A 25,169-nucleotide genomic window follows, 5' to 3' on the forward strand; every position below is an offset into this window, starting at 1 on the left:
CTTAGTCAGCTCAACCTCTATTTAACCTACACCTGTTTAAACTCAATCCACTCTATCTGCAAGCCCGGCTTGATGAATTCCAGCTTCAGCTCATAGAAGCCGGCTTCGAGCTCGACTTTCACAAGCTTCTGTTTGATCCATTTGCCTTCGGTTCCATTCGTTTGAATGGTCGTCATCAGTTGATCGTTCAGCGTTACATTACAAGCACTTTGAGCCAGCTCCGTCTCTGGGGACATAATGCTGACAATGATCCGGTATTGCCCAGCTTGATCCACCTGCATATAGGTCGATTCGGCCGCGGAAGGCTTCACCTGTGCATTTTGGGAAAGTACTTGCACTTGCTCTGAGGAAGCTGCTGCTGCAAGCGAAGCATTTGCCTTGAACGCTTCAACCGTCTCTACGATTTCGTGTTTTCTCGAAAATACTGGCGCGTTCATGATGAACGTGCAAATATTTATGGCAGAGCGCTGCAATTCACCGCGGGTCAACGTGCCATTTTCAAGCGATTCGATCGTATTGTCATCCCAGCCATTGATTTCCGCACCGTAGTTCGGCACCACCATATACAGATCGTTCTGCGCACGAACCATCCAGTTCGTTAGTTTGCGATCCGCTGGGCCGCCACTCACGACATCGTTCATGATCGCCCACCAATCCGTCATCACGATGCCTGTAAAGCCCCACTCGCCGCGAAGAAGCGTCGTATTCAGGTCATAGTTGGAAGCGGCCCAATGTCCGTTAATCGGATTGTAGGACGTCATAATCGAATTCGCACCGCCTTGCTTCACGGCGATTTCAAAGCCTTTCAAATAAATCTCCCGAAGAGCGCGTTCAGAGACGACCGCATCTACCTTGCTGCGATGCTTTTCCTGATTGTTGCAGGCAAAATGCTTCAGCGTCGCGTTAGAGCCGCCCTTCATAATTCCTTTCGTACATGCTGCCGCAAACATTCCGGAAATCAATGGATCCTCCGAAAAATATTCAAAGTTCCGTCCATTAAGCGGACTGCGGCGAATATTTAGACCCGGCCCGAGCAGCGTATCGATGTTGTTTCTTAATAGCTCCTGGCCTTCCATCACATACAGCTCTTCGACCAACTCCATATTCCACGTTGCCGCGAGCAAGGTGCCGATTGCGACCTGAGTCGCCTTCTGACCGCTATCCATCCGAATGCCAGACGGGCCGTCTGCTGTACAAGCAACAGGAATGCCATAGTTGAACAGCTGGTCGCTGACTCCGCCGAAAGCCGAAGCCGTTCCCGATGTAACGAGCGGGCTGCTCATGCCCTCGCCCCTGACGATTGCCGCCAAATCCTGATCGCTAAGCTGCGCGATGAACGTTTCCATGCCGACTTTACCCTCAAAAACATCCCTTAACGTATGTCCCTGATTGCCCGTCTGCGCTAGCGTTGCAGGAAGATTGGTCTCAATCCGTTCCGCCATAGAAATTTTCCGCTGCGGCACCTCTACGGAGCTAAGCTCATAAGTGCCGTCTTGCTTGCGAGCGCCCGGCTTCATTCTCGTAAAGCTTTCCGTTGGCGCCATCGCTTCTTGCAGTTGCTCTACGACTTGAAGTGCCTCCACGACGTAGCCGTTTTGACCCTCGACAGCTACTTCTGCCACCTTTTTCACACTCGTTCCTACATAAAAACGGTATGTGCCCGCTTCCAGCACATAAGCGGAAGGATTTCCCGTCACACCAGCGTCATCATAGGAAGCCATAGCAGCAACAGGGAAGCTCACCGTAAGGCGCTGCGATTCGCCCGGCTGAAGCGATTTAGTTTTCCCGAATGTGACCAGCGCTTTAACAGGTTGGCCCAGCTTGCCTTGCGGCGCTTCGTAGTAAACCTGCACCACTTCTTTGCCCGCGTAGGCAGTTCCCGTATTCGTTACGTTGACGTCGATTTCAATGTATTTTTCGCCTGCTTTGGTTGTCAGCTTGGCATCCTCCGACTTGATGTCGAATGAAGTATACGAGATACCGTAGCCAAACTCAAACTGAACCTTATCCGGACAAAACGTCTCAAAATAACGATATCCCACATAGATATCTTCCTCATAAACGTTTTTAAATTCATTGCCGTAATTGCGAGTCGATGGATAATCGTTGATGGAATAAGCGATTGTATCCGTCAATTTGCCGCTTGGCGTTACATCACCAGCCAGAACATCGGCGATCGCATTGCCGCCTTCCATGCCGCCCTGCCAGGAGTAGATGACACCTGCAATAGGATGCACGTAGCTTTCCTCGTTCAGCCAGCTCATATCTATAATGTTCGATACATTGAGCACTACAACGGTTTGTTCAAAATAAGCCGTCACCTGCTTCAGCATCGCTTTCTCATCCGCCGTTAATTGGTAGCTTCCTGCTTCATCGGCATTGTCTTGGTCTTCCCCTGCGGTACGCCCGATGACCACGATTGCCTTGTTCGACTTTCTTCTTGCTTCCGACACCAGTTCATCCGTTAAAGGCATTTCCTTCTGATGCCATGGCTCAGCTGCCCAGCCGCCACCGCCGTTGTCGAATGGATTTTCCTCAATCCATTTCTCATAGACAGCAGCTAGCGCTTCATTGACAGCAGCATTCTTCTTGCTGCGAAGCCCGCCTAGCAGATTTGTTGTATAAGTAACATGAACACTGCCGCCCGAACCGGTACCGCTGCGATAATAGTTAACTTGGGTTCTGCCAAAAACAGCAACGTTGTCGCCATCCTTAAACGGAAGCACCTGTCCTTCATTTTTCAATAATACGGCGCCCTCTGCGGCTACCGTTCGGCTAAACTCTGCAAAACCTTCTAATGGAACTCCAATACTTTGTGTACTCAATTGATTTCCTCCTGTTTCTCTCAACCTCTATATCCACCCTCTTACTATACAAGCATCCCTTCTATAAAAGCAAAACCTCTTATTTATGAAAACAATCCTTCACACGCAAAAAAATCCCGCTATCATCTAGCAGGATTCATTCACTGAGCAATTATCTCTTTCGTCTCCCTCCCCTACCTGTATTTGCGAATAAAATCAACCGCTTTACGAATATCAAGCTCCGGCTGCGTCCCTACCTCGCGCTCAATCGTCAAATAACCGGTATACCCAATGTCCTGCAGCGCCTGAAAATAGCGATTAAAATCGACTCCGCCCTCTCCAAGCGGAACTTCGCGGAAAAACAAGCCGGAGGATACCATCTCTGCGATTTTCTCATGATCCATAGGCGCATAACCAACCGCTCCGTATACGTCTCTCGGATCAACCTCCTTAAGGCGAACGCCATCCTTCACATGGGTATGGACAATATAATCCTTCAATAGATGAACGCCTTGCACCGGATCATCGCCCGTCACCATGACCATATTTGCCGGGTCAAAATTAACCGATACGCCGTTCGTCGACAAGGTGTCGAGAAACGCTTTTAAGTCGGCCGCCGTTTCAGGGCCGGTTTCAATGGCGAAGTAGGCTCCGACGCTTTTGGCATATTGGCCTAGCTCCTCGCATGCGGTATGCATCGTATGAAAAGCAGCGGAGGACGAATCGTGCGGCGCGATGCCAATATGCGTCGTTACAATCGTCGTGCCGAGGTCCAGCGCCAAATCGACGATACGCTTCGATTTTTCCACTTTCCAGCGATTATCCTCCTTGACCCCGAAGCCATGACCGCCTAAATCGCCGACCAGTGCAGAAATTTCCAAGCCGAGCGATTCTATGTAGCTTCTTAACTCCTTGCGTGCCGCAGGCGACAAATTTTCCGGGTCCATTTCCCCCTTAACCGCATAAATCTGTACGCCTTCCGCGCCGACCTCCCTGGCTTTCACCAATCCCTCTCGCACGCCCAGCCCGAAGCTGTCTACGATTACGCCTATTTTATTCGTTAATTTCATCGATTAATTTTCCTCCTGTTTCGGTTCCAAAATCCCCTTTGCCATCGCCTTGTAAACAAGCTGTGAGAACAGGCTGTTCGACCATGCGAACCATGGACGGGTAAATTGGTGGGGATCGTCGGCATGAAAGCCCTCATGCATAAAGCCCGTATCAGCATCCGTCGCTTCCAGCACCTTAATGATAGCAAGCATTTCCTCATCGCTCGCGGCCGTCAGCCCCTGCATCGATAAAGCCATAGGCCATATGTATCCCGGCGGCGTATGGGGGCTTCCAATTCCTTTAGCAGCTGTTCCTTCATAATAATAAGGATTTTCTCGGCTCAGGATGAAGCGCCTTGTGTTTTGGTAAATAGGATCATGAACATCGGTGTAGCCAATGTACGGAATGGAGAGCAAGCTTGGCGTACCCGCATCATCCAATAGGCAGTAATTGCCGAAGCCATCCGTTTCATAAGCGTAGATTCTGCCATACACCGGGTGATTGTACATCCCATAAAGCTGTATGCCATGACGGATCTCTTCCTCCAAAATGGCCATTTCCCGCACAAACGCTTCGTCGCGGAATACCCATCTCGCCATTTCCTGCATTTGAGCGAGCGAGACAGCGGCGAACATATTCGCCGGAATATTGTAATGCAGCTCGCAAGCGTCGTCGCTTGGACGAAAGCCTGACCACACCATGCCCGTATAATTGACAGGCATTCCGAGCCCATCATTGCGCAGCGTGTCTATAGCCGGGCAGTTGGAGCGTTTGAACCGGTATCCCGATTGCTCCGCATGGCGCTGCTCTGTTTTCCATACGTTCACAATAGAACGCAGCGCTTGCTTGAACTGCTCGTCGAAAATATCAGTGAGCCCTGTTTCCTTCCAATACCTATAGGAGAGGCGTATCGAAAAGCATAGCGAATCCAGCTCGAATTTCCGCTCCCATACCCAAGGGGACATTTCCGTATCGTCATTCGCGTCCCAATGCCAATGATTGGCCGTTTCATTAAAAGCATTGGCGTATGGATCAAGCGAAATATACATCATATGACGCTTAATCAGTCCCGAAATGAGCCGCTGCAATGCCGCATCCTCTTTGGCAAAAGGCACGTAATGAATGAGCTGCTCCACTGAATCCCGCAGCCACATCGCCGGAATATCGCCCGTAATGACAAAGGTCGTACCGTCGTCCATCAGCTTCGTTGTCGTTTCCAGCGTATTGGGGAAACAATTGCGAAATTGCTGCTGGAGCTTCGGGCGATGGGCCAGCTTGACCTCCGCTTCCTCCAGCACCTTCATTATGGCTTCTGGCAGCACCAATTGCGGCAGCTTTACCTTCGGCAGCTTAAATCGTTCCATAACCTACAGCTCCCCTCCGCCTACTCCTGATCCTGATCCTGTTCCCGTTCCAATGAAATGAGCTTCACCGTTTTTATTTCAAAAGGCTTGAAGGCCAGCTCGAATGCCCCTCGCTCACATGGCAGCTGCTCCTTTTTATCCTCAAGCAGATTCACGATAGACGCCCTCACTTTCTCCTCCGGCCACTGGATACGCACCGTCTCTCTTCCGCCTGATGATTCATAAAACCGCAGCACGGTTCCAGTCCCGTCCTCGGAAGCTTTAATCGTGTCCAAAATGACATGCTCGCTTTCAAAACCCAGCCATGCATGCCGTGCAGGAAATGCGGGAAGCGCTGGAACCGCAGGGAGTGCAGGAAGCCCTCCTCTGTTCGGCTGCCCTGCTGCCGTCATGACCGGATGATTTAATTCCATTGCACGGCGAGCAACGTGAGCGCCCCGCCAATCCGCTTGATGAGGCAAAACAGAATAAGTGAACTCGTGCTCGCCTTGGTCCGCATGTTCATCTGGCCATTTCGGCGCGCGCAGCAGCGATAAGCGAATCGTCTGGCCCTTAATGTCGTACCCATATTTGCAGTCGTTCAGCACACTCAAGCCGCCGTTGCCCTCGGAAATATCGGCCCAGCGATGTCCGCACACTTCAAATTGCGCCTGCTCCCAGCTCGTATTGTTATGCGTTGGCCGCTCCAATGCACCGAATGGAATTTCATACGTCGCTTTCGCAGCAACAAGGTCAACCGGGAACGCTACCTTGAGCAATTTATGGCTCTCTGTCCAATTCACCTTCGTCTGAAAATCAACGCGGCGCTGATGGCGATACAAAATCATATCCTGGCTAATTTCCGAATCATTCAGCTTCCAGTGGAAGCGAAGCACATCCTTGGTGCCCCCTCGCTGCACAACTTCTTTCGAGATCAGCTGCACAGTGCCGGCACGCTGCGCTTCAAAGCGCGGATCGATATCCCATGCATCCCAATAGGTCGGTTTATCATGAAAAAATTGCAGCTCATTTGCTTTATCACCCGGCTTCAGCCACTCCCGCTGCACAGACTTGTCATACCAACGGGTGATTTCTCCTGCATCATTAAATGCTAGCGTGTAAAAATCCGTCTCCCAAACGGCAGGAAAGGCCTCATCTGCTTGCGTATCCTTAGCATCATCTGCATGCGCTGACGCACGCAGCCATATCGTTGTATAACCGAAGGCCGGGATAGACGGAACGTACACGGATACCGTCTGGACATCCCCACTCCGCTTGACATCGCAAGCCAGAAGCTCCCCGTTCACATCAACAACAGACAAGCCGCTCATTTCAGCGCTGCATGTCAAGCTGATTACTTCTCCGCGTTCCCAGCCCAGGCTGTTGAACACGATGTAGGGCAGCCCCTCACCATCTGGCGTTATGCTGCCTGTAATGGCTTCAAGCGAGCGGTTGAGCTCAGCCGTCCCGATCTCCATCACCTTCGAATACTCCTCTGTAGACGTCACATAGGCTTCAGGAATAGATGTTCCCGGGATAATATCATGGAATTGATTGAGCAAAATGAGCTTCCAGCCTTCATCGAGTGCCTCCGTCACTGTGCTCGATAGCCCAGCGAACTGCGCCCACAGCTCCGCTTCACGGTACAGCACCTCCGCCTTGCGGTTGCTTCGCTTATTTCTTGCATGCGTCGTGTAAGTGCCGCGATGCAGCTCCAAATACAAATCGCCATGCCACTTAGGCAGCGCTTGCCCGTTTTTTCCGATTCCTTCAAAAAAAGCTCCGGCCGTGCTGAACCTGCTGACAGGCTGCCCGACCATAAAAGAAGACCGCTCGGCAAACTCGACCATTTCGTTCGTTACGCCGCCGCCACCGTCCCCATGCCCGTAAAGCAGCATTTGCTGCGGATGCAAATGCTTCTGTTTGTAAGACTTCCAATGTTCATCGACATCCTTGGGACGGGTATGCTCATTTACCCCATGGTTCAAATAGGCAATGACAGAGGTGCCGTCGATGCCTACCCAATCAAACAAGTCATAAGGGAAAGCGTTCGTGTCATTCCAATTGAGCTTTGTGGTCATAAAATACGGGATATCCGCCAGCTTCAGCATTTGCGGCAGCGACGCGCAGTAGCCAAACGTATCAGGAAGCCATTCGATGTTGGAGCGTTTGCCGAACTCCTCCTTGTAGAAGCTTTGGCCGTATAAAATTTGCCGCACCAGCGACTCGCCGCTCGGAATATTTAAATCCGGCTCGACCCACATGCCGCCGACCAGCTCCCAGCGCCCTTCGGCAATCCGCGCCTTAATCCGCTCATACAATTCGGGATAATGCTCCTTCACAAAGGCATACAGCTGCGGCTGGCTCTGCGAATAGATGAACTCGGGGTATTCATCCATCAGCGTACATACCGTCGAAAACGTGCGGCTGGACTTGCGAACCGTTTCGCGGACAGGCCACAGCCACGCAATGTCGATATGCGACTGGCCGACCAAATGCATAAAGCCGCTGCGGCCGCCTTCCAAATCTTCTTCCTGCACCTTCTGGGCAAGCGACTGCTCCAGCCCGTTCACCCACTCGGCCTCATCCCAGCGCTGCGATTCAGCATACATCCGATCCATGATGCGATGAATCGCACCCACAAGACGATTTCGCTTCATATCGCTCTCCGGCAGCGCTTTTAACGACTCCAATAACACCGTTACGCTGTACATCAAGCTTTGCAGCGGTTGATTCACTCGGACGAGCGCCGAGCGGATGCCAGCGATTGGCGGCTGAATGACCGCCTGGCGATTCAGCGGATCATGCGGCTCGGGAATCGGATCGTACAATTCGATTTCCAGCAGCGGCGCACTCCCTACTCGGCCCACCGGAAGCGGCACATACCAATGATTCCGGTCGAGCCCATGATAAGGAGCCCCGTTCACCTTCAGCAGCCCCTCCCCGCCCGCTTCGAAAATGAGACCAACCGCGTCTTGATGCCAAGCCTGCGGTATGTCTGCTTTTTTAGTTAAAAAATAAGTCGTGCCATGTGTACTGTAAAGAGGATTCACATTTTGCACACCGACATTTTGCTCATCCAGCACGTATTCGCCGGGCCGGATATATTTCGCTTTTTGCATATGCCACTGCGGAAGCTCCACCTTATCCAGCCACTGCCGCTCGGCCATATCCTGAATGAACCGCTGAATTCGAATCATGGCTGTTCCCCCTCGCGCTTAACATGCAAGCTGCATGCCAGCCAATCCTTCGAGCTGCTGCCGACCATTAAGCGGAATTCGCCCGGTTCCACAACCGGCTCCAGCTGGGCGTTAATCAATGCAAGATGCTCTTGATTTACAGGGAAAGTGACCAGCTTCGTCTCCCCCGGCTGCAAATGAATTTTGTGGAAGCCCTTGAGCGAGGTCTCGGCACGGGTCACCGATGCGGATACGTCGGTTACATACATTTGCACAACCTCATCTCCAGCCACACCGCCAATGTTCGTCACTTCGATTTGCACCTCGGCTTCTCCGCCCGGGGTTATCACTTCCGGTACAACCCGTATGTTATCGTAGCCAAATTGCGTATAGCTGAGCCCAAACCCGAATGGATATTGCGGTTCCAGATCCGTCTCCAAATAACGTTTGCCGCGCGTTCTCTTGGAATGATAATAAACCGGCAGCTGGCCGACATGCTTCGGAATGGAAACGGTAAGACGCCCGGAAGGATTGACGTCGCCGAATAAAATGTCCGCAATCGCATTGCCGCCCTCCTGTCCCGGATACCACGCCTCCAAAATCGCATGAGCATGCTCTTCAATCCACGGCTCGGCAATCGGCCTGCCGTTGATGTAGACGATGATAACCGGCTTGCCGAGCTTAAAAATTTCCTGCACCAGTTCAAGCTGCACCCCCATGAGACTAAGCGTCGAACGGTCGATGCCTTCACCGCACTCCATGTCGTTCCATGCGTTATCCGTAACGACGGACGCACCTGTACGCAAATCAATGGTGCCTTCCCCGAAATCCCGGGCGCTGGAGCCGCCGATAACCATAACGATGGCATCCGCTTGCTCGGCGCAGGCGAGGGCATGGCCGAAGCCGTCTTTGGCGTCGCCCTTAATTCGGCAGCCAGGCGCATACAGCACCTGATCATCCGCATCCGCGCCGAGCTTGCGGCGGATACCCTCAAGCACGGTGACGATTTGTCCCTTAGGCTGCGGCGAGGTGTAATCACCGAGCTGATTGTAGACGTGGTTCGCATTCGGACCGATAACGGCTATTTTGGCGCCTGCTTTGCTGAGCGGAAGCGTGGCCTGTTCATTTTTGAGCAAAATAATGCCCTCCGCAGCTACTCTTCTCGCCAGCTCCACATGCTCCTCGCACCCAATAACCTGCTGGGCAAAATCAGGATCAACATATGGCCGTTCGAATAAGCCAAGTCTGAATTTCATGTCGAGCACCCGTCCTGCCGCTGTATTCAGCTCATCCTCGGTCATCAGCCCCTGCGCAAGCGCGCCCGCTAAATGCTTGCCATACATATAGCCGGACATCTCCATATCGACGCCTGCTTTCAGGCTTTGCGCCACTGCCTGCTCCCCGTTCTCCGCCGTATTGTGGCCGCTGACCAGCATTTGAATCGCGCCAAAATCGGTAATGACAAAACCATCAAACCCCCATTCCTCGCGCAGCAGGTCGTTCAGCAGATAGGAATTTGAGGTGCAGGGCACACCGTCAATTTCGTTGTACGCCGTCATGACGGAGCAGGCACCCGCTTCGACCGCCTTTTTGAACGGCAGCAAATCGATTTCATGAAGCTCACGCAGCCCCATATGGACGGGAGCTGCATTGCGTCCGCCCTCGGAGCTGCCATAAGCGGCAAAATGCTTAAGCGTCGCCACAATCGTTTTGTCCGTATCCAGCCGTTCCCCTTGCAGCCCCTTAATCGCCTCGACCGCCAGCTCGCCGATTAAATAGGGATCTTCCGCGAAACATTCCTCCGTCCGCCCCCACCGCGGGTCGCGCACGACATCAAGGACAGGCGAATACGTCGCAGCGCCCCCCTGGCTTCGAGTCTCTGCCGCAATCGCCTCGCACATTTCCCGGTACAAATCCTTGTTCCAGGTGCTTCCGACCGTAAGCGGAACGGGAAATACCGTTGCCCCAATTGCCATATGACCATGAGAGCACTCCTCCCCGAACAAAATCGGAATGCCAAGGCGGGAGTTTTCAATCACGTATCGCTGGATTTCATTAGTCGCTACCGCGCCTTGCCTTGGTGTAAGTCCCGTCTCCAGCGTCACCTCTGTCCAAGGATCGGCGCGAAGAACGCCGTATAAAGAACCTACTCCGCCCCGCGCAACCTCTTCCTTGAACTGCTCCGTCACCTGCACGGTGCCGTCCGCTTCCTTGAGGTAGGTTTTCCATCCCATAGGCTGGATAAGCTGGCCGATTTTCTCCTCTGTCGTCATACGTTCAAGCAAATCCTGAACCCGTTCCCGAATCGGAAGCGAAGCGTCTTTATAGTCCATGTGCATAATCTCCTTCTGGGTTGATTTAGCGTTTGAAAGCTCTGATGCTCACTTGCTCGGGGCGATACACCGACAATAGCTGTCCTTCATGGTCAGCGGCAAACATGACCGTCCGTTCCTGTTCCAAAACAAACGCATATTGAGTGCCCGTCAACGGGTCCCGTATCTCCAGTTCCATATCACTGCTATATTCGGATACAAAAATATAAAGATTGCCTTCATCAAATTGCAGCTTCCGGCCATAAACGCCCGGAGCGTCGCCGCCGCTTAGCCATTCCAGCTCCATCTCGGCGCCAGAAGCACGCAGCGCCTCTTCATACAGCGCTTGCAGCGGCTCCCATCTGTCATTCAGCTCCAGCGGCAGCGGACACCAGATGAAGCTGCCTGCACCGAGCGCCATGCTGACCGGACTTTGGCCGGCATTGATGGCATTCCTGGTATTGCTGGCGCTGTTTGCACTGCTGGAATTGCTAGAATTGCTGCTACTGCTGCCAGACTGCGGAATCGGCCGATCGATAGCCAGCTGCCCGATTTTGCGTCCGCCGAACGATACGCTGTGCCGCTTGCCGCCTAGCAGCAGCGCCTCTTCACGACGCACATTGCCGGGCACCGTCTCGCCAATCTCAGCCCGAAGCCGCTCATTGGCAGCGCCCCAATAAGCGTCCAAGCGGAGCGGCCCCGTCCATAGCACGGTGCTGCCTTTCCTCGCCAGACTAACGAGCTGCTCAAACGCTTCGTCGCTAAAGTTATGGGCGCTCGGCACGATAATGAGTTTAGCTGGCTGGCGCGCAAGCTCCTCCAGCTGGTATTCGCCCACGCCTCGAGGATGTATGTTCATGCCAAAGGTGAGCACCCTTACCGCTTGCGAGGTAGCCTCGAAAGCCAGCTTTCGGCTCGAAAAATCATTAGAATACGGGTATACGACCGCAACGTCCTCCAATACCCGCCCCTCAAACAGTCCGCCAATGCCCTGCATAAAGCGGCCAAAATCGTACGTCACATCCGTTTCAGGTTTCTGGGTGCCATCGGCCCGAAGGGCCCCGATATTCGATTCATTCGCATTGTTCATAAAGGGATTAATATTCCATATCCATTGCACCGCTCCGGCGCCTCCAGTTGAGAAGGCGTAGGCATATTTTCGCTCCAAAATGCGATGCAGCTCTTCCTCCGAGCGTTTCGCCATGCCATCCGGGCGCTGAATATGCATAATGCCGGTTTCTTGGGTCAAGTTTGGCTTATCCAGCGTTTTGGTGAAAATTCCGTCCCACACCAGTTGATCCATCAGCCACCAGCTATGTACCGTCGTATAATCGACTACGGAACCGTAGAAAAAGGGAGAAGGACGCTGCCCGCCCAGCGCCTCATCCTGCCCAACCGTCACAAGCTGGCGCGGATTGGAGCTGCGAATGGTGGAGGCCAGCTCCAGCGCCCAGCGATTGTGCATGTCCATAGTGAACAGCGAATAGTCCAGCCATGGCCCCCATTTTTTCGGCAAAAGCACACTGTCAAAATGGATATCGCCCGGGTCCGGCGGCATCGCCGCCTCAAAGGATGGCAGCTCTCCGGGAGTCATATTCCATCGTTCCTGAAGCCGGACAAGGTCGCCGCCGTGGCGCTCCTCCAGCCACTCGGAAAACGCTGCCCGCTCATAGCGGTCTGCAAGCGATCTAGGCCCCTCGAACACACGAGCCGGATCGAATAACGAAGGCTCATTGATCAGATCCCAATGGACGTGCGTCGTGGCTTGATGGCGGGAGACGATGGAAGCGATGAACCGTTTTTGAGCCTCGACAGCCCTCGGGTCCAAATACGGATTAACTCCTTCCCACGCCTCGGGCGCAAACGAGAAGAAGGTAAAGGTGACCTCCAGCTCATTCCGCTTTGCCGTAAGCAGGAAAGCGTCGATAGCCCTCAGCACATCCTCGACGACATGCCCATCGGCGAACATCATATTCCGGTAGCCCGTCCAAATGCCGGTCCGTATCAGATTGACTCCAGCCCTTCGCATCTCTGCCATATCCCGCTCCCAGCGGCTCACATTCGGCAAATGGAGAAACTTGCGCGACACGTCGGAAGCCATATACGTCATGCCGACGATAGGCACAGGGCGTCCGCCGCGGTAGAAATAGTCTCTTCCGCAGGCAAGCAGCTCCCCGCTGTTCAGCAATTCCCTGTCCATTCCCCAATAAGCCTGCTTCATCAGCCGGACTTCGCCTGCATCTGAGCGGACTTCACAGGTGATCGAGTGAAGGCCCGCCACTGCTGGTACTGGCACAGGAATGCGGAGCAGCTGCAAATCCCGGCGCTGCGGCCCCGTCTCCGCTTGCAGCGCACTTTCCCAGACCGAGGTCTGTCCTTCACGCTCTACCTTCAGCTTGAACGTCCAGTTTTGCTCCATTAAGCAGGTACGGGACAACGACTGCAATTGAAGCGTCAAAATAGGCTGTTCACCCGGCTCATAAGCGGCGTAATTGAGCTTCAGCCACAATTCTGTGACGCCTCGTCCAACATATTCAGCGAGCTCCTTAAGCAGCTCAGCACCCGCAATGCCCGTAGTGTCCGCAGTGTCCGCTGTGTCAGCAGCACCCGCACCGTCCCAAAATGACTGCCCCAGTGTCTGATTAATCAATATCCAGCGGCCTCCTGCAAAACTCCCCTTCATGTTTTCCAGCAGAACGACCGGAGCAGCCCTTTCGCGCCCATCATGATCCACGCCAACAAGCAGCGGGTAAATAAAAGCATCCATTGGGCCACCCGAGCCCATCTCGGCGGGAATATCGCTTGATTTTGTCGCATGCAGCGTCAGTCCCCACGTCGGTTCAATGCCAAAAAGCGCTTCGCGCCCCAGAAGCAGCGGGAATTCGGCCGATGCGGCTGCCCGCACTACTTTCTGAACGGATGCTGGCAGTGTGTCATGGATATTCATGAGCTGATGATACGCGGTTTGCTCCCGCTCCACTCTCCAGCCGGCCCCAACTTTCACAACTGGCCTGCGAAAAGGGGCACCGCCTGCATGAAGCAAGCCGCCTCCTCGGTCCAGATGGGCTTTCACGCCGCTCCATGCGGATTTTGGAAAATACGGGCCGTGCAAATGAATAAGCGTTTCCCATTTCTCCTCTGCCAAACGATCGGATAGCGTATGTGCATCGGCGACTTCAGCCCATACGGAAAGCTTCTTCCTTACTTCCTGCGAGGGACGCACGCCCTCGTAAGGAAATGCTTCATCGTAAAACACTAAAATTTTCATGGGCCCTCCAAATGAATATTGTTATTTTTGTTAGGTTATTATATAATAACGTTATGATAAAGCCAGTCTATAACTTTTGCCAACAAACGTCAACGCTGTTATTTAGCGTGATTTTAGCATGACGTTTGTTAGTCCTATCACCTAAGGAGAACAACATGCCACGTAAAGTATCGATCCAAATGATCGCCGACCAGCTCGGCCTATCCAAATATGCAGTATCCCGCGCGCTCAGCGGGAAATCTGGTGTCAGCCAGGCCACACGCGAGCGGGTTTTAGAGTTTGCCAAGACGCTGGGCTACGGGCTTCCTTCCCAGAAGTCGCCTTCCCCCGCTCCCGACGCTGCCTCTTCCTTTGTCCTAATCTGCATGAATCCTTCCAACCGAGTCGATCCTTTTTATTGGCAGCGAGTGCTCGAAGGAATCATTTCCGGCTGCAGCGAGCGAGGGTGGCCTCATGTCATCGTCTCCCAGCCGGTCTCGTTCCCGGCCGTATCCGATTTATCGCCGCAGGAAATTATCGCGCCGCACTTGGACTGGAACAGCTGCCTTGGGCTCATCGTCATGGGCGCATATCCTTATGCGGCCCTTCAGCTTATGGCTCGTACAGGCAAGCCATTGGTGCTGCTCGACCATAATGAGCCTTTGCTTGATGTGGATTCGGTCAATCATGCGAATATAGAAGCGGGAATTCTTATTGCCCATCATCTGCTGGTCGCTCAGAAATGCAGAAGTCTTATTTTTCTCGGTGATGATGGCCGTTCTGCCAGCTTTGCCGAAAGACGAATCGGCGTAAGGACCGCAATGGAGCGCTACGGCGGCCCGGATACGAAGCTGCAGGAGTGGGAGCTGGCCTATGAAGAGAAGGAATGGCTCGCTGCTGCCGCAGAACGGTTTGCCCAGCTGGCACCGGAGCAGCGCCCAGATGCCTGGATTTGCGCTAATGACGACATTGCCATGCAATGGATGCAGCAGCTGCAGAGGATGGGAGTAGCGATTCCCGAGGAGACGCGCGTGTCGGGTATCGACAATGTAGAGGCAGCGGCCCATACGTCACCTCGACTCACTACCGTGAACCTCAGCAAGGAGGCGCTCGGCAGCCGCGCGATCGAAGCGCTATCGCGCCGCCTTGAACGTCCAGGAACACCGATGGAGCGGCTGCATCTCAGCGCCACCTTAATTCCGCGAGACTCCGCTTAAGCAGTGTATTTCCGTATAAGCTTGAACAGCGGCTTTCCCCCTATAAAAGACAAACGGCGATCGTTTTTTTGTGTATTCACAATGAACGATCGCCGTTTATTTTTGCGTGGGCTGCCCGCGCCGCTCCCTGCTATCTGTTCATATCGCCTTGCGGTAATCGCTTGGCGCTACGCCTACTACATTTTTGAACGCCCGATTAAAGGAGTTGTAGTTGGTATAGCCCACTTCCTCGCTAATTTCCTGAATCGCCCTGTCCGTCTCCAGCATAAGCTGCTTCGCCCGCTCTATACGGTGGCTGATGAGCAAATCGACGAACTTCTCGCCAACTTCATCCTTGAACAGCTTGCTTAAATATTTCGGGTTAATATCAAACAGATCGCTTAAATAATTCAGCGAAAGCTCGGGGTTATTATAGTTTTCCTCCACGTATTTGCGGATTTCTAAAATATGCGTCCGATGCTTCTTGCTGCAGCGCATCGCCTGCATCTGCTCCGCCAGCTCCCGAAACGTCTCCCAGCAGAGCAGCCGCAGATCATCTAGCACTTCCCATTCCTCCAGCCCGCGAAGAAGACGGTCGAACGAAGCCGACCACAGGTCTTGGTATTCACGAGGCAGCTCGGCGAATTCCCGATTATAATGCTGGAACAGCAGCTGCACCGTGTTCATCATTTCCTGACGGGACAATACGGAGGCGCTGATTTGATCAAACAAACGTTCAAAATGCTTTTCCCACGTTTCATCGGACAGCCGCATCGCTTGCACGAACAGAGAAATTGTCTTAAGAAACTCATATACATCATTTTTGGAATCCGGCACTTCCCCGCGCGAGATCACCCGGTTCATGCCCAACACCGCTTTATAGCCCAGAGCATGGGACGCATCCTTAAGCGATGCTCTCAAGCCTCGCAGATCACTCGCAACTCCTCCCGTTCCAATCGTAACGGTGAAGTTCAAATACTGCCCAACCTTCTCCAAATAGCCGGACAGCACCTTGCGCTCAATCTGTTCAGACAACGCCGTTTCGGAAAGCCAAAGAATCGCATGCAGCCGGCGCTCTGAAATCCATTCCGCCCATACGTCTGCCCCTTCCTGCTGGGCACTTTCTTGCAGCACAGTGGAAAGGACGAACTTGAGCAGCGTCTGATCATGCTGATGATAATCAGCGGCAAATTGCGGATAACGGTCAATTTCCACAACCATGACCATCCATCTGCTATCCAGCTCCGGGAGCTTAAACTTCGCCATTTCAGCCTGCAGCTCGCTGCCCGTGAAACGGCGCGTTCCTTCAAGCAGCTCCTGAAAAAAATATTTCTTTTGCAAAATCAGATTTTCTTCGTATTTTTCTTGATATTGCTTCGTTTGATCGATCATCCTCTCAAGCGTGTTTTGAATAAACCGGAACTCATTTTCTTTCGCAGAGCTCGTTCCCGGTTGTTTTTGCGAGGCGACCGTCTGAATCAGCGTCACGATTTGCTGGATAGGCTTGTAGTTTCTCCGAGTGACGTAAATAACCCAAATGACGCCGATTAGAACAACTGCGATCGCGAAAGCAAACCATATATTATAAAATTGCAGCGCAAATTTAACGACTTTCCCGTTATTAATACCCGTCTCTACCTTCCAGCCGCTGTAGCTGGACGTAAAGGTTGAGAAAACCTCACCAGAGGCAGGCTTAGCGCCCGCGCCTTGAGGCGTCTGCTCATCCCACAAATTCCCGCCAGAGCTGCTGATCACATTGACGAAGGTGTATTCGGGATCATACATTTGCATAATCGACTTCCGCAGCGTTTGCAAATCCACATTGACGACCACAAGGCCAGTTCCGCCCTCCATGCCGCGAACAAGCGTTACGACCTGCTGCGCCGATTGCGAAGGAAGAGCTTTGAAATTTCTGAAATCCACCCATTTTCGCGTCGGGTTGCTGCGGCTTTCTTCTATAAAAGAGGCATCTGGAAACTCCTCAATCGGTACCGCCTTCCCGTTGCTGAATACGATATCGTCCTTGTACCGAACCAAATAAATGGAATCGATCAATGGGAAATTGATTTTCAGCTCATCAATAACGTCAAGAACCTGAATGCCAGCGTACACATCATTGCTGCCAGCAGCCGTATAATAATTTTTCAAATCCGGATTCGTCAAAATTTCCCGCAGCACTTTAAAGTCAATCGAGCGCAGCGAATTGTCCAAATACTGCATCACTTGGGACGCCAGAAATTCATTGGCCTTTAAAGCCTCTTTGCGATTTTGCTCATTGAACAGTTGAAAGAAAATAATAAACAATATCGTCGTCACAATAAAAAAGACTGGCAAATAGGACAGCAGCAAACGTCTAAACCAATTGTTGTTCATCTCCGAGGTCCCCCCTCACTTTTTATACACGTGACAACAACCTTCAAAATATTCATTTATTATATAGGATGAAGCGGGACCGTCATAGGAGAAGACCGCTCCGAGTCATGTCTGACAACAAGGAGCAGCCCCCGAGAATAAACGTTTATGCTGTTTTATTTTTTCTCAATCGCACGCTGGTAGATCGCCAAATAATTGCTCAGGCCCAGTCCATCGAAGCCTTTGACATAGCTGTCCCAATCCTTCTCAATGCTCTTGTTGCCCAGGATAAATTGCGCCATATTCGTCTGTACATAATCTTTAACTGCGGTTGTCAGCTGAGCAGCAGCTTCCGTATCCTCTGGACGAATAAAGACGTTCGATGGATACACTTCCTTCGGCGCATAAGGCGCATACACATTCGTCGCCTGTGCCAGACGAGTGCCGTAGCCTTCGGACACTAGAGGGTCCTGTCCTTCTACGAACAAGTTGCGGAACGTATTGGACAAATCATGTGCGCCAATTTGCGACCAGCTTTCGTTAACGACGACGTTCGGATCGCGCTCAGGCAGGTTGTAGTAGCTGTACTTGGCAGGCTCGCCATTAATATTTTTCTCATCGGCACCTGCCATTTGCCAGCCCTTGCCCTCCGTCGGGCCGTATTCCGCATAAAGCGCGCCTTCTTCGCTGAACATGTAATCGATAATTTCAATCGCGGCAATTTGCTGCGCTTCCGAAGCTTTATTCGTAATCGCAAACTCGAATTCGCCTACGCTTTGCGTAGCGCCTGTCGTTTGTACACCATCCGGCCCTTTGAGCGGAGGCACGATATCCCAGTGCTGATGGCGCGTAATCGTCTTATCATACGTATTGACCAGGTAGCTTACGAGCGCAGTCGTAATGGAACCAACCACTTCGTCACCTTCCCTGTTGCCGAGCTGTCCTACCGCTTGATCATTCTGCGTAAAAGCAGCCGGGTCGATCAAGCCTTCCGAATACAGCTTGTGCATATATTCCAGACCCTTCTTCCAGCCCTCTTGGTTAGCGGCAAAATCAACCTTGCCATCATTGACGATTAAATATTTATCGTTGTCGTTATAAATGAAGCTATTCATCAAATAAGCGTCAATATTCCCGTTCCATACATATTTGTTCGGAGCACCTGTAAGCGGAATTTCATCGGCTTTGCCATTGCCGTTAGGGTCTTTTTCTTTAAAAGCTTTAAGAACGGTGTACAGCTCATCGGTCGTTGTCGGCATTTCTAGCCCAACCTTGTCGAGCCAATCGGTATTGATCCAATATTTTTGCGCATACGTACAGTGATAGCATTCATTAAAAATAGGCAGGGCATAAATTTTACCATCCGGAGCGGTAATCGCCTCTTTGAAATACGGTTTTTCTTCCATTATCTTCGTCAGATTCGGAGCATGCTTCGCAATTAAATCGTTCAGCCCAAGGAAAATCCCTTGACTACCGTATGTTTGAAGGTCTGAGGTTGTAAACTTGCCGTGTAGGAATACTTCGGGATAATCGCCGCTCGCCAGCAGCAGCTGCCTGCGGTCCTGAAGCGCGTCAGTTGGAGCGAGATCCCATTTCAGCTTAACGTCAAACTTGTTTTCAATGAATTTCGTGAATTCATTATCTTCCATAGGCGCTTTGCCTTGTGGAGCAAAAAAAGTCATCGTTACAGGCCCTGTGCTCTCTCCGCTGCCACCGCTGCTCTGTGTATTATTACTGGATGCGGAGCTGCAAGCCGACAGTACGGCTACCGTAGTAAAAACAAGCAACAACATCGAAATCCAAGATTTTTTCAAACCAGACTCCTCCTTTTAATGAACGCCATTTAAATGTTTGTGACTGCACTATTTTGTGACTGCCCTATATTGAACCCTGTCCCGGAAGCCCGCCAGACCTTCGCCCCCTTCCACAAAAGCTTCCGGATGGTAGTTATGGCAAATGCCCTACCCTTTCAAGGAACCAACCATAACCCCTTTGACGAAATGGCGTTGCACGAATGGATACATAATCAAAATCGGGATGCTCGCTACAACGATTAAGGCGTATTTGAGCACCTGCTCGAACCCTTGATCGCGGAGCTGCTGGCTCGTATTGGCAAGCATCGCCGGGTCGGCCGCATTTAGAATGAGCAAATTGCGCAGCACATATTGCAGCGGGAACAAGTTTTCAGAGCGCAAATAAATGAGTGCATCAAAGTAAGCATTCCAATGGCCTACCGCATACATGAGCGTCATAACCGCCAAAATCGGCTTCGACAAGGGCAGCACAACGCTGACCAAATAACGAATGTCCTTGCAGCCATCGACCTCAGCAGCCTCCCGCAATTCATCCGGAATCGACGATTGGAAAAAGGTTCTGGCGACGATGACTTGAAATACCGCCAGCGCCCCCGGCAGCCACATCGCCCAGCGGGTATCGAGCAGGTGAAGATCCTTCATCAGCAAGTACGTCGGAATCAGGCCGCCATCGAAAAACATCGTAATCATCATGAAAATAATGATGGCGCCGCGGCCATAGAATGTCCGGCGGGATAACGGATACGCCAGCATCACCGTCAGGATGACATTGATCGCCGTTCCGACTACCGTGTAGATGATCGTATTATAAAAACCCATCATCAGCTGCGTGCTTTTAAAAATCGACACATACGCCTTAATGTTGAAATCGACTGGCAGCAGCCATATTTGCCCGGCTGTAACCGCCCGGGAGGAGCTGAAGGAGGAACTGACGATATAGAGCAGCGGGTATGCGACGACGATCAGCACCAGCACGAGAAATAAATAATTGATGCCCATAAACACGCGGTCGCCGAGTGGGTCTTTAATTCGATTCCGATTAAACATAGATGGCCTCCTCCTCCTTTACCATAAGCTGTTCTTACTGACTTTTCGGGAAACCGCATTGACCAAAATAAGCAAAATCAGGTTGATGATTGAATTAAATAATCCGACCGCCGAGGAGAAGCTGAAATTCGCTCCAATCAACCCGACCTTGTACACATAGGTGGATATGACTTCCGAAGCGCTCGTATTGAGCGGATTTTGCATCAAATAAATTTTCTCAAAGCCAACGCCCATAATGCTGCCGAGATTCAAAATCAGCAGGATGACGGTGACGGGGATGAGGCTCGGAATGTCGATATGCCATATTTTTTTGAGCCGGGAAGCCCCATCCATTCGGGCCGCTTCATAGAGCGAGGGGTCAACCCCAGCAAGCGCAGCAATATATATAATCGAAGAATAGCCCATCCCCTGCCATACACCCGACCATACATAAATCGATTTGAAATATTCCGGTATGCCCATAAAGTTGGTCATGGTCATGCCAAGGAAGGTAAACAGCCGGTCTACGACCCCGACATGCGGCGAAAGCATCAAAATAATAATCGATACCATAACGACCGTTGAGATAAAATGCGGGGCGTAGGTGACCATCTGCACCGTCTTTTTGAAATAGCCCGTTCGCAGCTCATTGAGCGCCAAAGCCAGCAGGATCGGAATCGGAAAACCCGCAATCAGCGTATAGAGGCTGATACCAATCGTATTTTTGAGCAGCAGCCAAAAGTTTGGAGAGTTGAAGAAGATTTCAAAATGTTTAAAACCTACCCAGGGGCTTCCCCAAATGCCCTGAACAACGCTATAGTTTTTGAAGGCAATTTGTACGCCAGCCATCGGCATGTACTTGAAGATCAATAAATACAGTACCGGAGGAAGCACCAATAAATACAGCTGCCAATGCCTTTTGAGACTTTTTAGGAAGGGGTGCTCTATTTTGCGCCCGCTCTGGCTCATGCTTTTTTGGGGCTTCGTTCGCGCTGGTATCGTTCCCGAGTTCTGACTCATCTGCATCATTCCCTCTATATTTTAATGTAATAATACCTAACGCAAAATTCATTATACAGCTTGTTTTTTTGATCAGACTTCGTTATTGCGTTATTTGTGTAAACTATTCTATCAGGTAGCGCTTTCTTGCATTGATCGTACCTTGAGTTGGACCAATTGCGCAATTTGCATTTTTCTCACACCTCTCCATATTCCAGAAACCCTTGTCAAATCAGGGAAAAACGGTGCTTTCCTCTCTTTTTTCGCCAATGGATAGCGGAGGTGCCAGGCAGAGGGGAGGAGGACGCCACACAAAAAAAATCCCGAGGGGCACGGATTCTCCCCCCGGGATTTCGAATGATGCTTATTACGATGTTAACAATCGGAACGTTTGTGTGATGGGTGCCTGCTCTGTAATGGACGCTTGCGGCAGCTTTACAGCCACTCCGGCTTCCGTTCGGGTAAACGCAATAACTTCTTGATCATCCGCTCCAACAAGCTCAATTCGTTCCACATGGCCTGAGTATGGAATGACGAGCTGCTGATCGACCGCCTCATTTTCATTTGCGTATAGGCGGAAGGCATACGTTACATTATCCTTGCAAGTAAATGCCCAATCTCCTGTAAAATAAGGACCGCAAATCCGCGTTCCGTAGATGCCCTCGCCATGTACATTCAGCCAAGCGCCAAGCTCCTTGATGCTCTTAACCGCACCTGCTGGCAGGCGGCCATCCGGCTGCGGCCCTACGTTCAGCGCCAAATTCCCACCCTTGGCGACAACCTCCAGCAGAATATGGGCAAGCTGCCTAGCCGTCTTATATTTATCATCGAAGGCATACGCAAAGGAGTTGCCAATCGTGATGCAGCTTTCCCATGGAATATTCATCGGCGACTCTGGAATCGTCTGCTCCGGCGTTACAATGTTCTCATAGGGCCCGCCAACCGTACGATCGGCAGCTAGAAGCCATGGCTGCGTCTTACGCGCCCGCTCCACAACCTCGCCCAGACGGATATCCTGCCCCTTCCGGCCTTCCCGCACCCAGCCTGCATCGAGCCAGAGACATTCAATTCGGCCGTATTTCGTCAGCAGCTCCATAATCTGCTCATGCGTAAACTCTACGAACTTCTCCCACAGCCATGGATACTGCTCTGGATCATAGGAAGGCCCGCGCCACATATGATGTCCGCGCTCCATGCCCGGCGCCCAATAATAAGGCGTATGCCAGTCCGCTTTGGAAAAATAAGCCGAGATGCCCAGCCCTCTCGCCCGGAAAGCATCAAACAGCGTACGGCAAATGTCCGCATATTTATGCTTATGAAACGGCGTATCCGCTCCCGTAATGCGATAATCCGTCGTATGCGTATCCCACATGCAGAAGCCGTCATGATGCTTCGTCGTAAACAAAAAATATTTAAAGCCGTTGTCGGCGGCCAAATCCGCCCATACCTCGGGCTGAAAGCGAATCGGATTGAATGTTTTATTCAGATCAAAGTATTCGCGCTTGAAGTGCTCCATGTCGTCGGTCCAATCCACATCATGGCGGGACCAATCTCCGTCGTAATCGCTCAGCGCCCAGGATTCCACCAGCCCCAGCTGTGAATAAGGACCCCAATGCATCATTAGGCCAAGCTTCTGGTCCTTGAACCATTCCAATCGCTCATTCAGCAGCGGCTCCTCGGGCCTCACCCACTCGTCCTCTTTGCTGAAATGGTGGACGCCAGCTTCAACGACGTCCGTTTCCTGCTCGTGCTCTTGTTCCAGTTCCTGTTTCAGTTCCTGATCCAGCAAAATATCCTTTGGTTCGCTCCCACTCATCGCCATCGCTCCTAAAATTGAATTTCGCGTCCTTGACGAGCCGACTCGTAGATCGCACAAAGAATCTTCATCACTTCAACGCCGTCTTCTACCGGGCTCAGCGTCTCCTTGCGTCCTAATGTGCTGTCGATAAAATGGTTGATTTCATTGCTGAAGGAGCCCATGAAATCAAAGGATTTGAAATCCACCTGCGGCGTCATATTCAGGATCGTATCGAATTTTTCACCGATCATTGAAATTTCCGGTTCAAGCTCCGCGCCGCCCTTGTCTCCGTAAAGCTTGACGGAGATTTCGTCCTGCTTGGCATGCAGCGTGAAGCTGACGTCTACCAGCAAGCTCGCGCCATTTTCAAACCGAATCATCGCATTGGCCATATCCTCTACCGTATTATCCTTCGCATCGTAGTCAGCGGCTTTATAGAACGACAGATGGCGGATGTTAGAACGGTTTCCTAAGCGATTGGAGAGGTTGGCCGATACCGACTTGACCTTGGGCTTGCCCATTAAATACCAGCAAATATCAATAATATGCACACCCAGATCAATGACTGGGCCGCCACCGGAGCGCTCGATATCCGAGAACCAGCCGCCAGGGTTGCCAAGTCGTCTTAAACAGGAGGCTTTCGCATAATAGATTTCGCCGAGCTCGCCCTCTTCAATGAATTTTTTCAAAATTTGGGCATTGTCGCTATAACGCCTTACAAACCCTACCTGCAGGAGCTTGCCACTACGATGCACCGCCTTCTCCACTTTGAGCGCTTCCTCGACGGTTTGGCAGAGCGGCTTTTCGCACAATACGTTTTTGCCCGCATCCAGGGCGGCAATGCTAATTTCGGCATGGGAATTATTCCATGTACAAATGCTGATCGAGTGGATTTCAGGCAGCGCCAGCAGCTCTTTATAATCAGTGAACACTTTAGTCGCGTTATATTTTTTCGCCATTTCCTGCGCCCGGCCTTCGTTCAAGTCGCAGATGGCGTAGATTTCAACTTCTGGATTGCTGGCATACGCCTGCAAATGGCAATCGGATATAGAGCCCGCGCCGATGACGGCAACTTTTAATTTGGACATTTTCTTCCCTCCATGATCTGCTTATTAGCCTATTCATTTGCTTATGAGTTAGATGGTTACGCTTCTTGCCAGAAGCGGCGTACGTTGTCCATGGCTATTTTGGAAGCGGTTCTGCAATCCTCCATGCCTTCAAATTCAACGGAAATATACCCGTCATAGCCGGACTGCTTCAGCACGCGGAATACTTCGAACATATCGATATCTCCATGCCCCACAATCGCCCCCCGCAAATAATTGCCATGCGCGGTCTGAAACCAGCCTGCTCCCGGATTGCGGTAGGAGGGTCTAAGGTAAAAATCCTTGGCATGGACCATGGAGGCATAAGGAATGTTATTTTTCACAGCGCTGACAGCATCTTCGTCCACACAGAGGAAATTGCCGATGTCCAGTGTTGTTTTGAAATTATCCCGCGCTGTTTCATGCAGCAAACGCCGAATTCGCTCGCTGGATTGCACATAATAGCCGTGATTTTCCACACTCGTTGTAATACCGAAGCCTGCTGCATAATCAGCAATGGTGCGGCATGCCTCTACTAGAAGGGGCAGATCCGCTTCAAACTGGGCTACGCTTCCCTCATGTGCGGGACGGAAAGCGACGTCATGGCGCATTTTGGTGACGCCTAGCGCCCTCGCTACATCAACATGCTGCTTGACAGCTTGAATTTCGCTCTCTAGTGCTTCGGGGCCGTCATGCGCAACAAAATTGGCTCCGATAGCATAGTTGGAAATATCGATGCCCACTTCCTTGGCCGTCTGTACAATTTGCTCAACCAGCTCCGGATTGTCGATCAGGCTGTATCCAATAGGAACGATTTCTACATGTTCCCCGCCTTGCTCGGCGATAAAGCGAATCGCATCCGGTACGGTCATTTCTTTTTTGTCCAAAGCTTGCTGAAGACTGTATGTGCTGAGTCCTACCTTCATCTCTTCCCTCATCCTCTCCCGCATGTTTGTATCCTCAC

At 51.7% G+C, this 25,169-nt stretch carries 14 protein-coding genes; 1 reads left to right on the forward strand and 13 read right to left on the reverse strand.

The features are described from left to right. Positions 1–26: 26 nt before the first annotated feature. The 6 genes from ASF12_RS08875 to ASF12_RS08900 all read right to left on the reverse strand — a co-directional run bounded on the left by ASF12_RS08875 (position 27) and on the right by ASF12_RS08900 (position 13,956). A complete protein-coding gene (locus tag ASF12_RS08875; protein ID WP_056032373.1) occupies positions 27–2,825 on the reverse strand; it encodes a glycoside hydrolase family 3 C-terminal domain-containing protein in 2,799 nt (932 codons plus the stop codon). A gap of 173 nt (positions 2,826–2,998) precedes the next feature. Next, a complete protein-coding gene (locus ASF12_RS08880) occupies positions 2,999–3,874 on the reverse strand; it encodes a sugar phosphate isomerase/epimerase family protein (RefSeq protein ID WP_056032376.1) in 876 nt (291 codons plus the stop codon). Positions 3,875–3,877: 3 nt separating this feature from the next. After that, positions 3,878–5,218, reverse strand: a complete 1,341-nt coding sequence (locus ASF12_RS08885; RefSeq protein WP_056032379.1) for a glycoside hydrolase family 125 protein — start codon at positions 5,216–5,218, stop codon at positions 3,878–3,880. A gap of 20 nt (positions 5,219–5,238) precedes the next feature. Further along, entirely contained in the window at positions 5,239–8,397 is a 3,159-nt protein-coding gene (locus ASF12_RS08890) for an alpha-mannosidase (RefSeq protein WP_056032382.1), read from the reverse strand. Then, positions 8,394–10,709: a glycoside hydrolase family 3 N-terminal domain-containing protein gene (locus ASF12_RS08895; RefSeq protein ID WP_056032385.1), complete on the reverse strand. Its 2,316-nt coding sequence runs from the start codon at positions 10,707–10,709 to the stop codon at positions 8,394–8,396. The genes ASF12_RS08890 and ASF12_RS08895 overlap by 4 nt, the downstream gene beginning before the upstream one ends. 25 nt (positions 10,710–10,734) lie before the next feature. Then, positions 10,735–13,956 carry a beta-galactosidase gene (locus ASF12_RS08900; RefSeq protein ID WP_056032387.1) on the reverse strand — a complete coding sequence of 1,074 codons (3,222 nt, stop codon included), beginning with the start codon at positions 13,954–13,956 and terminating at the stop codon, positions 10,735–10,737. Positions 13,957–14,111: 155 nt separating this feature from the next. On the opposite strand from ASF12_RS08900, the gene ASF12_RS08905 reads away from it, so the two are divergent. Next, a complete protein-coding gene (locus ASF12_RS08905) occupies positions 14,112–15,152 on the forward strand; it encodes a LacI family DNA-binding transcriptional regulator (protein WP_056032389.1) in 1,041 nt (346 codons plus the stop codon). A 138-nt stretch (positions 15,153–15,290) separates the two neighbouring features. On the opposite strand, the gene ASF12_RS08910 is transcribed toward ASF12_RS08905, so the two are convergent. The 7 genes from ASF12_RS08910 to ASF12_RS08940 all read right to left on the reverse strand — a co-directional run bounded on the left by ASF12_RS08910 (position 15,291) and on the right by ASF12_RS08940 (position 25,131). Beyond that, on the reverse strand, positions 15,291–17,504 hold the full coding sequence (locus ASF12_RS08910) for a helix-turn-helix domain-containing protein (protein ID WP_056032393.1): 2,214 nt from the start codon (positions 17,502–17,504) through the stop codon (positions 15,291–15,293). Positions 17,505–17,659: 155 nt separating this feature from the next. Beyond that, complete coding sequence (locus ASF12_RS08915; RefSeq protein ID WP_081418680.1) at positions 17,660–19,297, reverse strand: extracellular solute-binding protein; 1,638 nt, start codon at positions 19,295–19,297, stop codon at positions 17,660–17,662. 147 nt (positions 19,298–19,444) lie between these two features. Then, positions 19,445–20,344 carry a carbohydrate ABC transporter permease gene (locus tag ASF12_RS08920; RefSeq protein ID WP_056032396.1) on the reverse strand — a complete coding sequence of 300 codons (900 nt, stop codon included), beginning with the start codon at positions 20,342–20,344 and terminating at the stop codon, positions 19,445–19,447. Positions 20,345–20,362: 18 nt separating this feature from the next. Beyond that, positions 20,363–21,292, reverse strand: coding sequence for an ABC transporter permease (locus tag ASF12_RS08925; protein WP_235533106.1), 930 nt, complete (start codon positions 21,290–21,292; stop codon positions 20,363–20,365). 397 nt (positions 21,293–21,689) lie between these two features. After that, the gene (locus ASF12_RS08930; protein ID WP_081418681.1) at positions 21,690–23,138 is read right to left on the reverse strand and encodes an alpha-L-fucosidase; all 1,449 of its coding nucleotides are present in this window, start codon (positions 23,136–23,138) and stop codon (positions 21,690–21,692) included. An 11-nt stretch (positions 23,139–23,149) separates the two neighbouring features. After that, positions 23,150–24,208 carry a Gfo/Idh/MocA family protein gene (locus ASF12_RS08935; protein ID WP_056032402.1) on the reverse strand — a complete coding sequence of 353 codons (1,059 nt, stop codon included), beginning with the start codon at positions 24,206–24,208 and terminating at the stop codon, positions 23,150–23,152. A gap of 56 nt (positions 24,209–24,264) precedes the next feature. Further along, positions 24,265–25,131, reverse strand: coding sequence for a sugar phosphate isomerase/epimerase family protein (locus tag ASF12_RS08940; RefSeq protein ID WP_056032405.1), 867 nt, complete (start codon positions 25,129–25,131; stop codon positions 24,265–24,267). Between the last annotated feature and the right edge of the window lie 38 nt (positions 25,132–25,169).

It is taken from the genome of Paenibacillus sp. Leaf72, assembly GCF_001422685.1.
In the GTDB taxonomy this organism is placed as follows: Bacteria; Bacillota; Bacilli; order Paenibacillales; family Paenibacillaceae; genus Pristimantibacillus.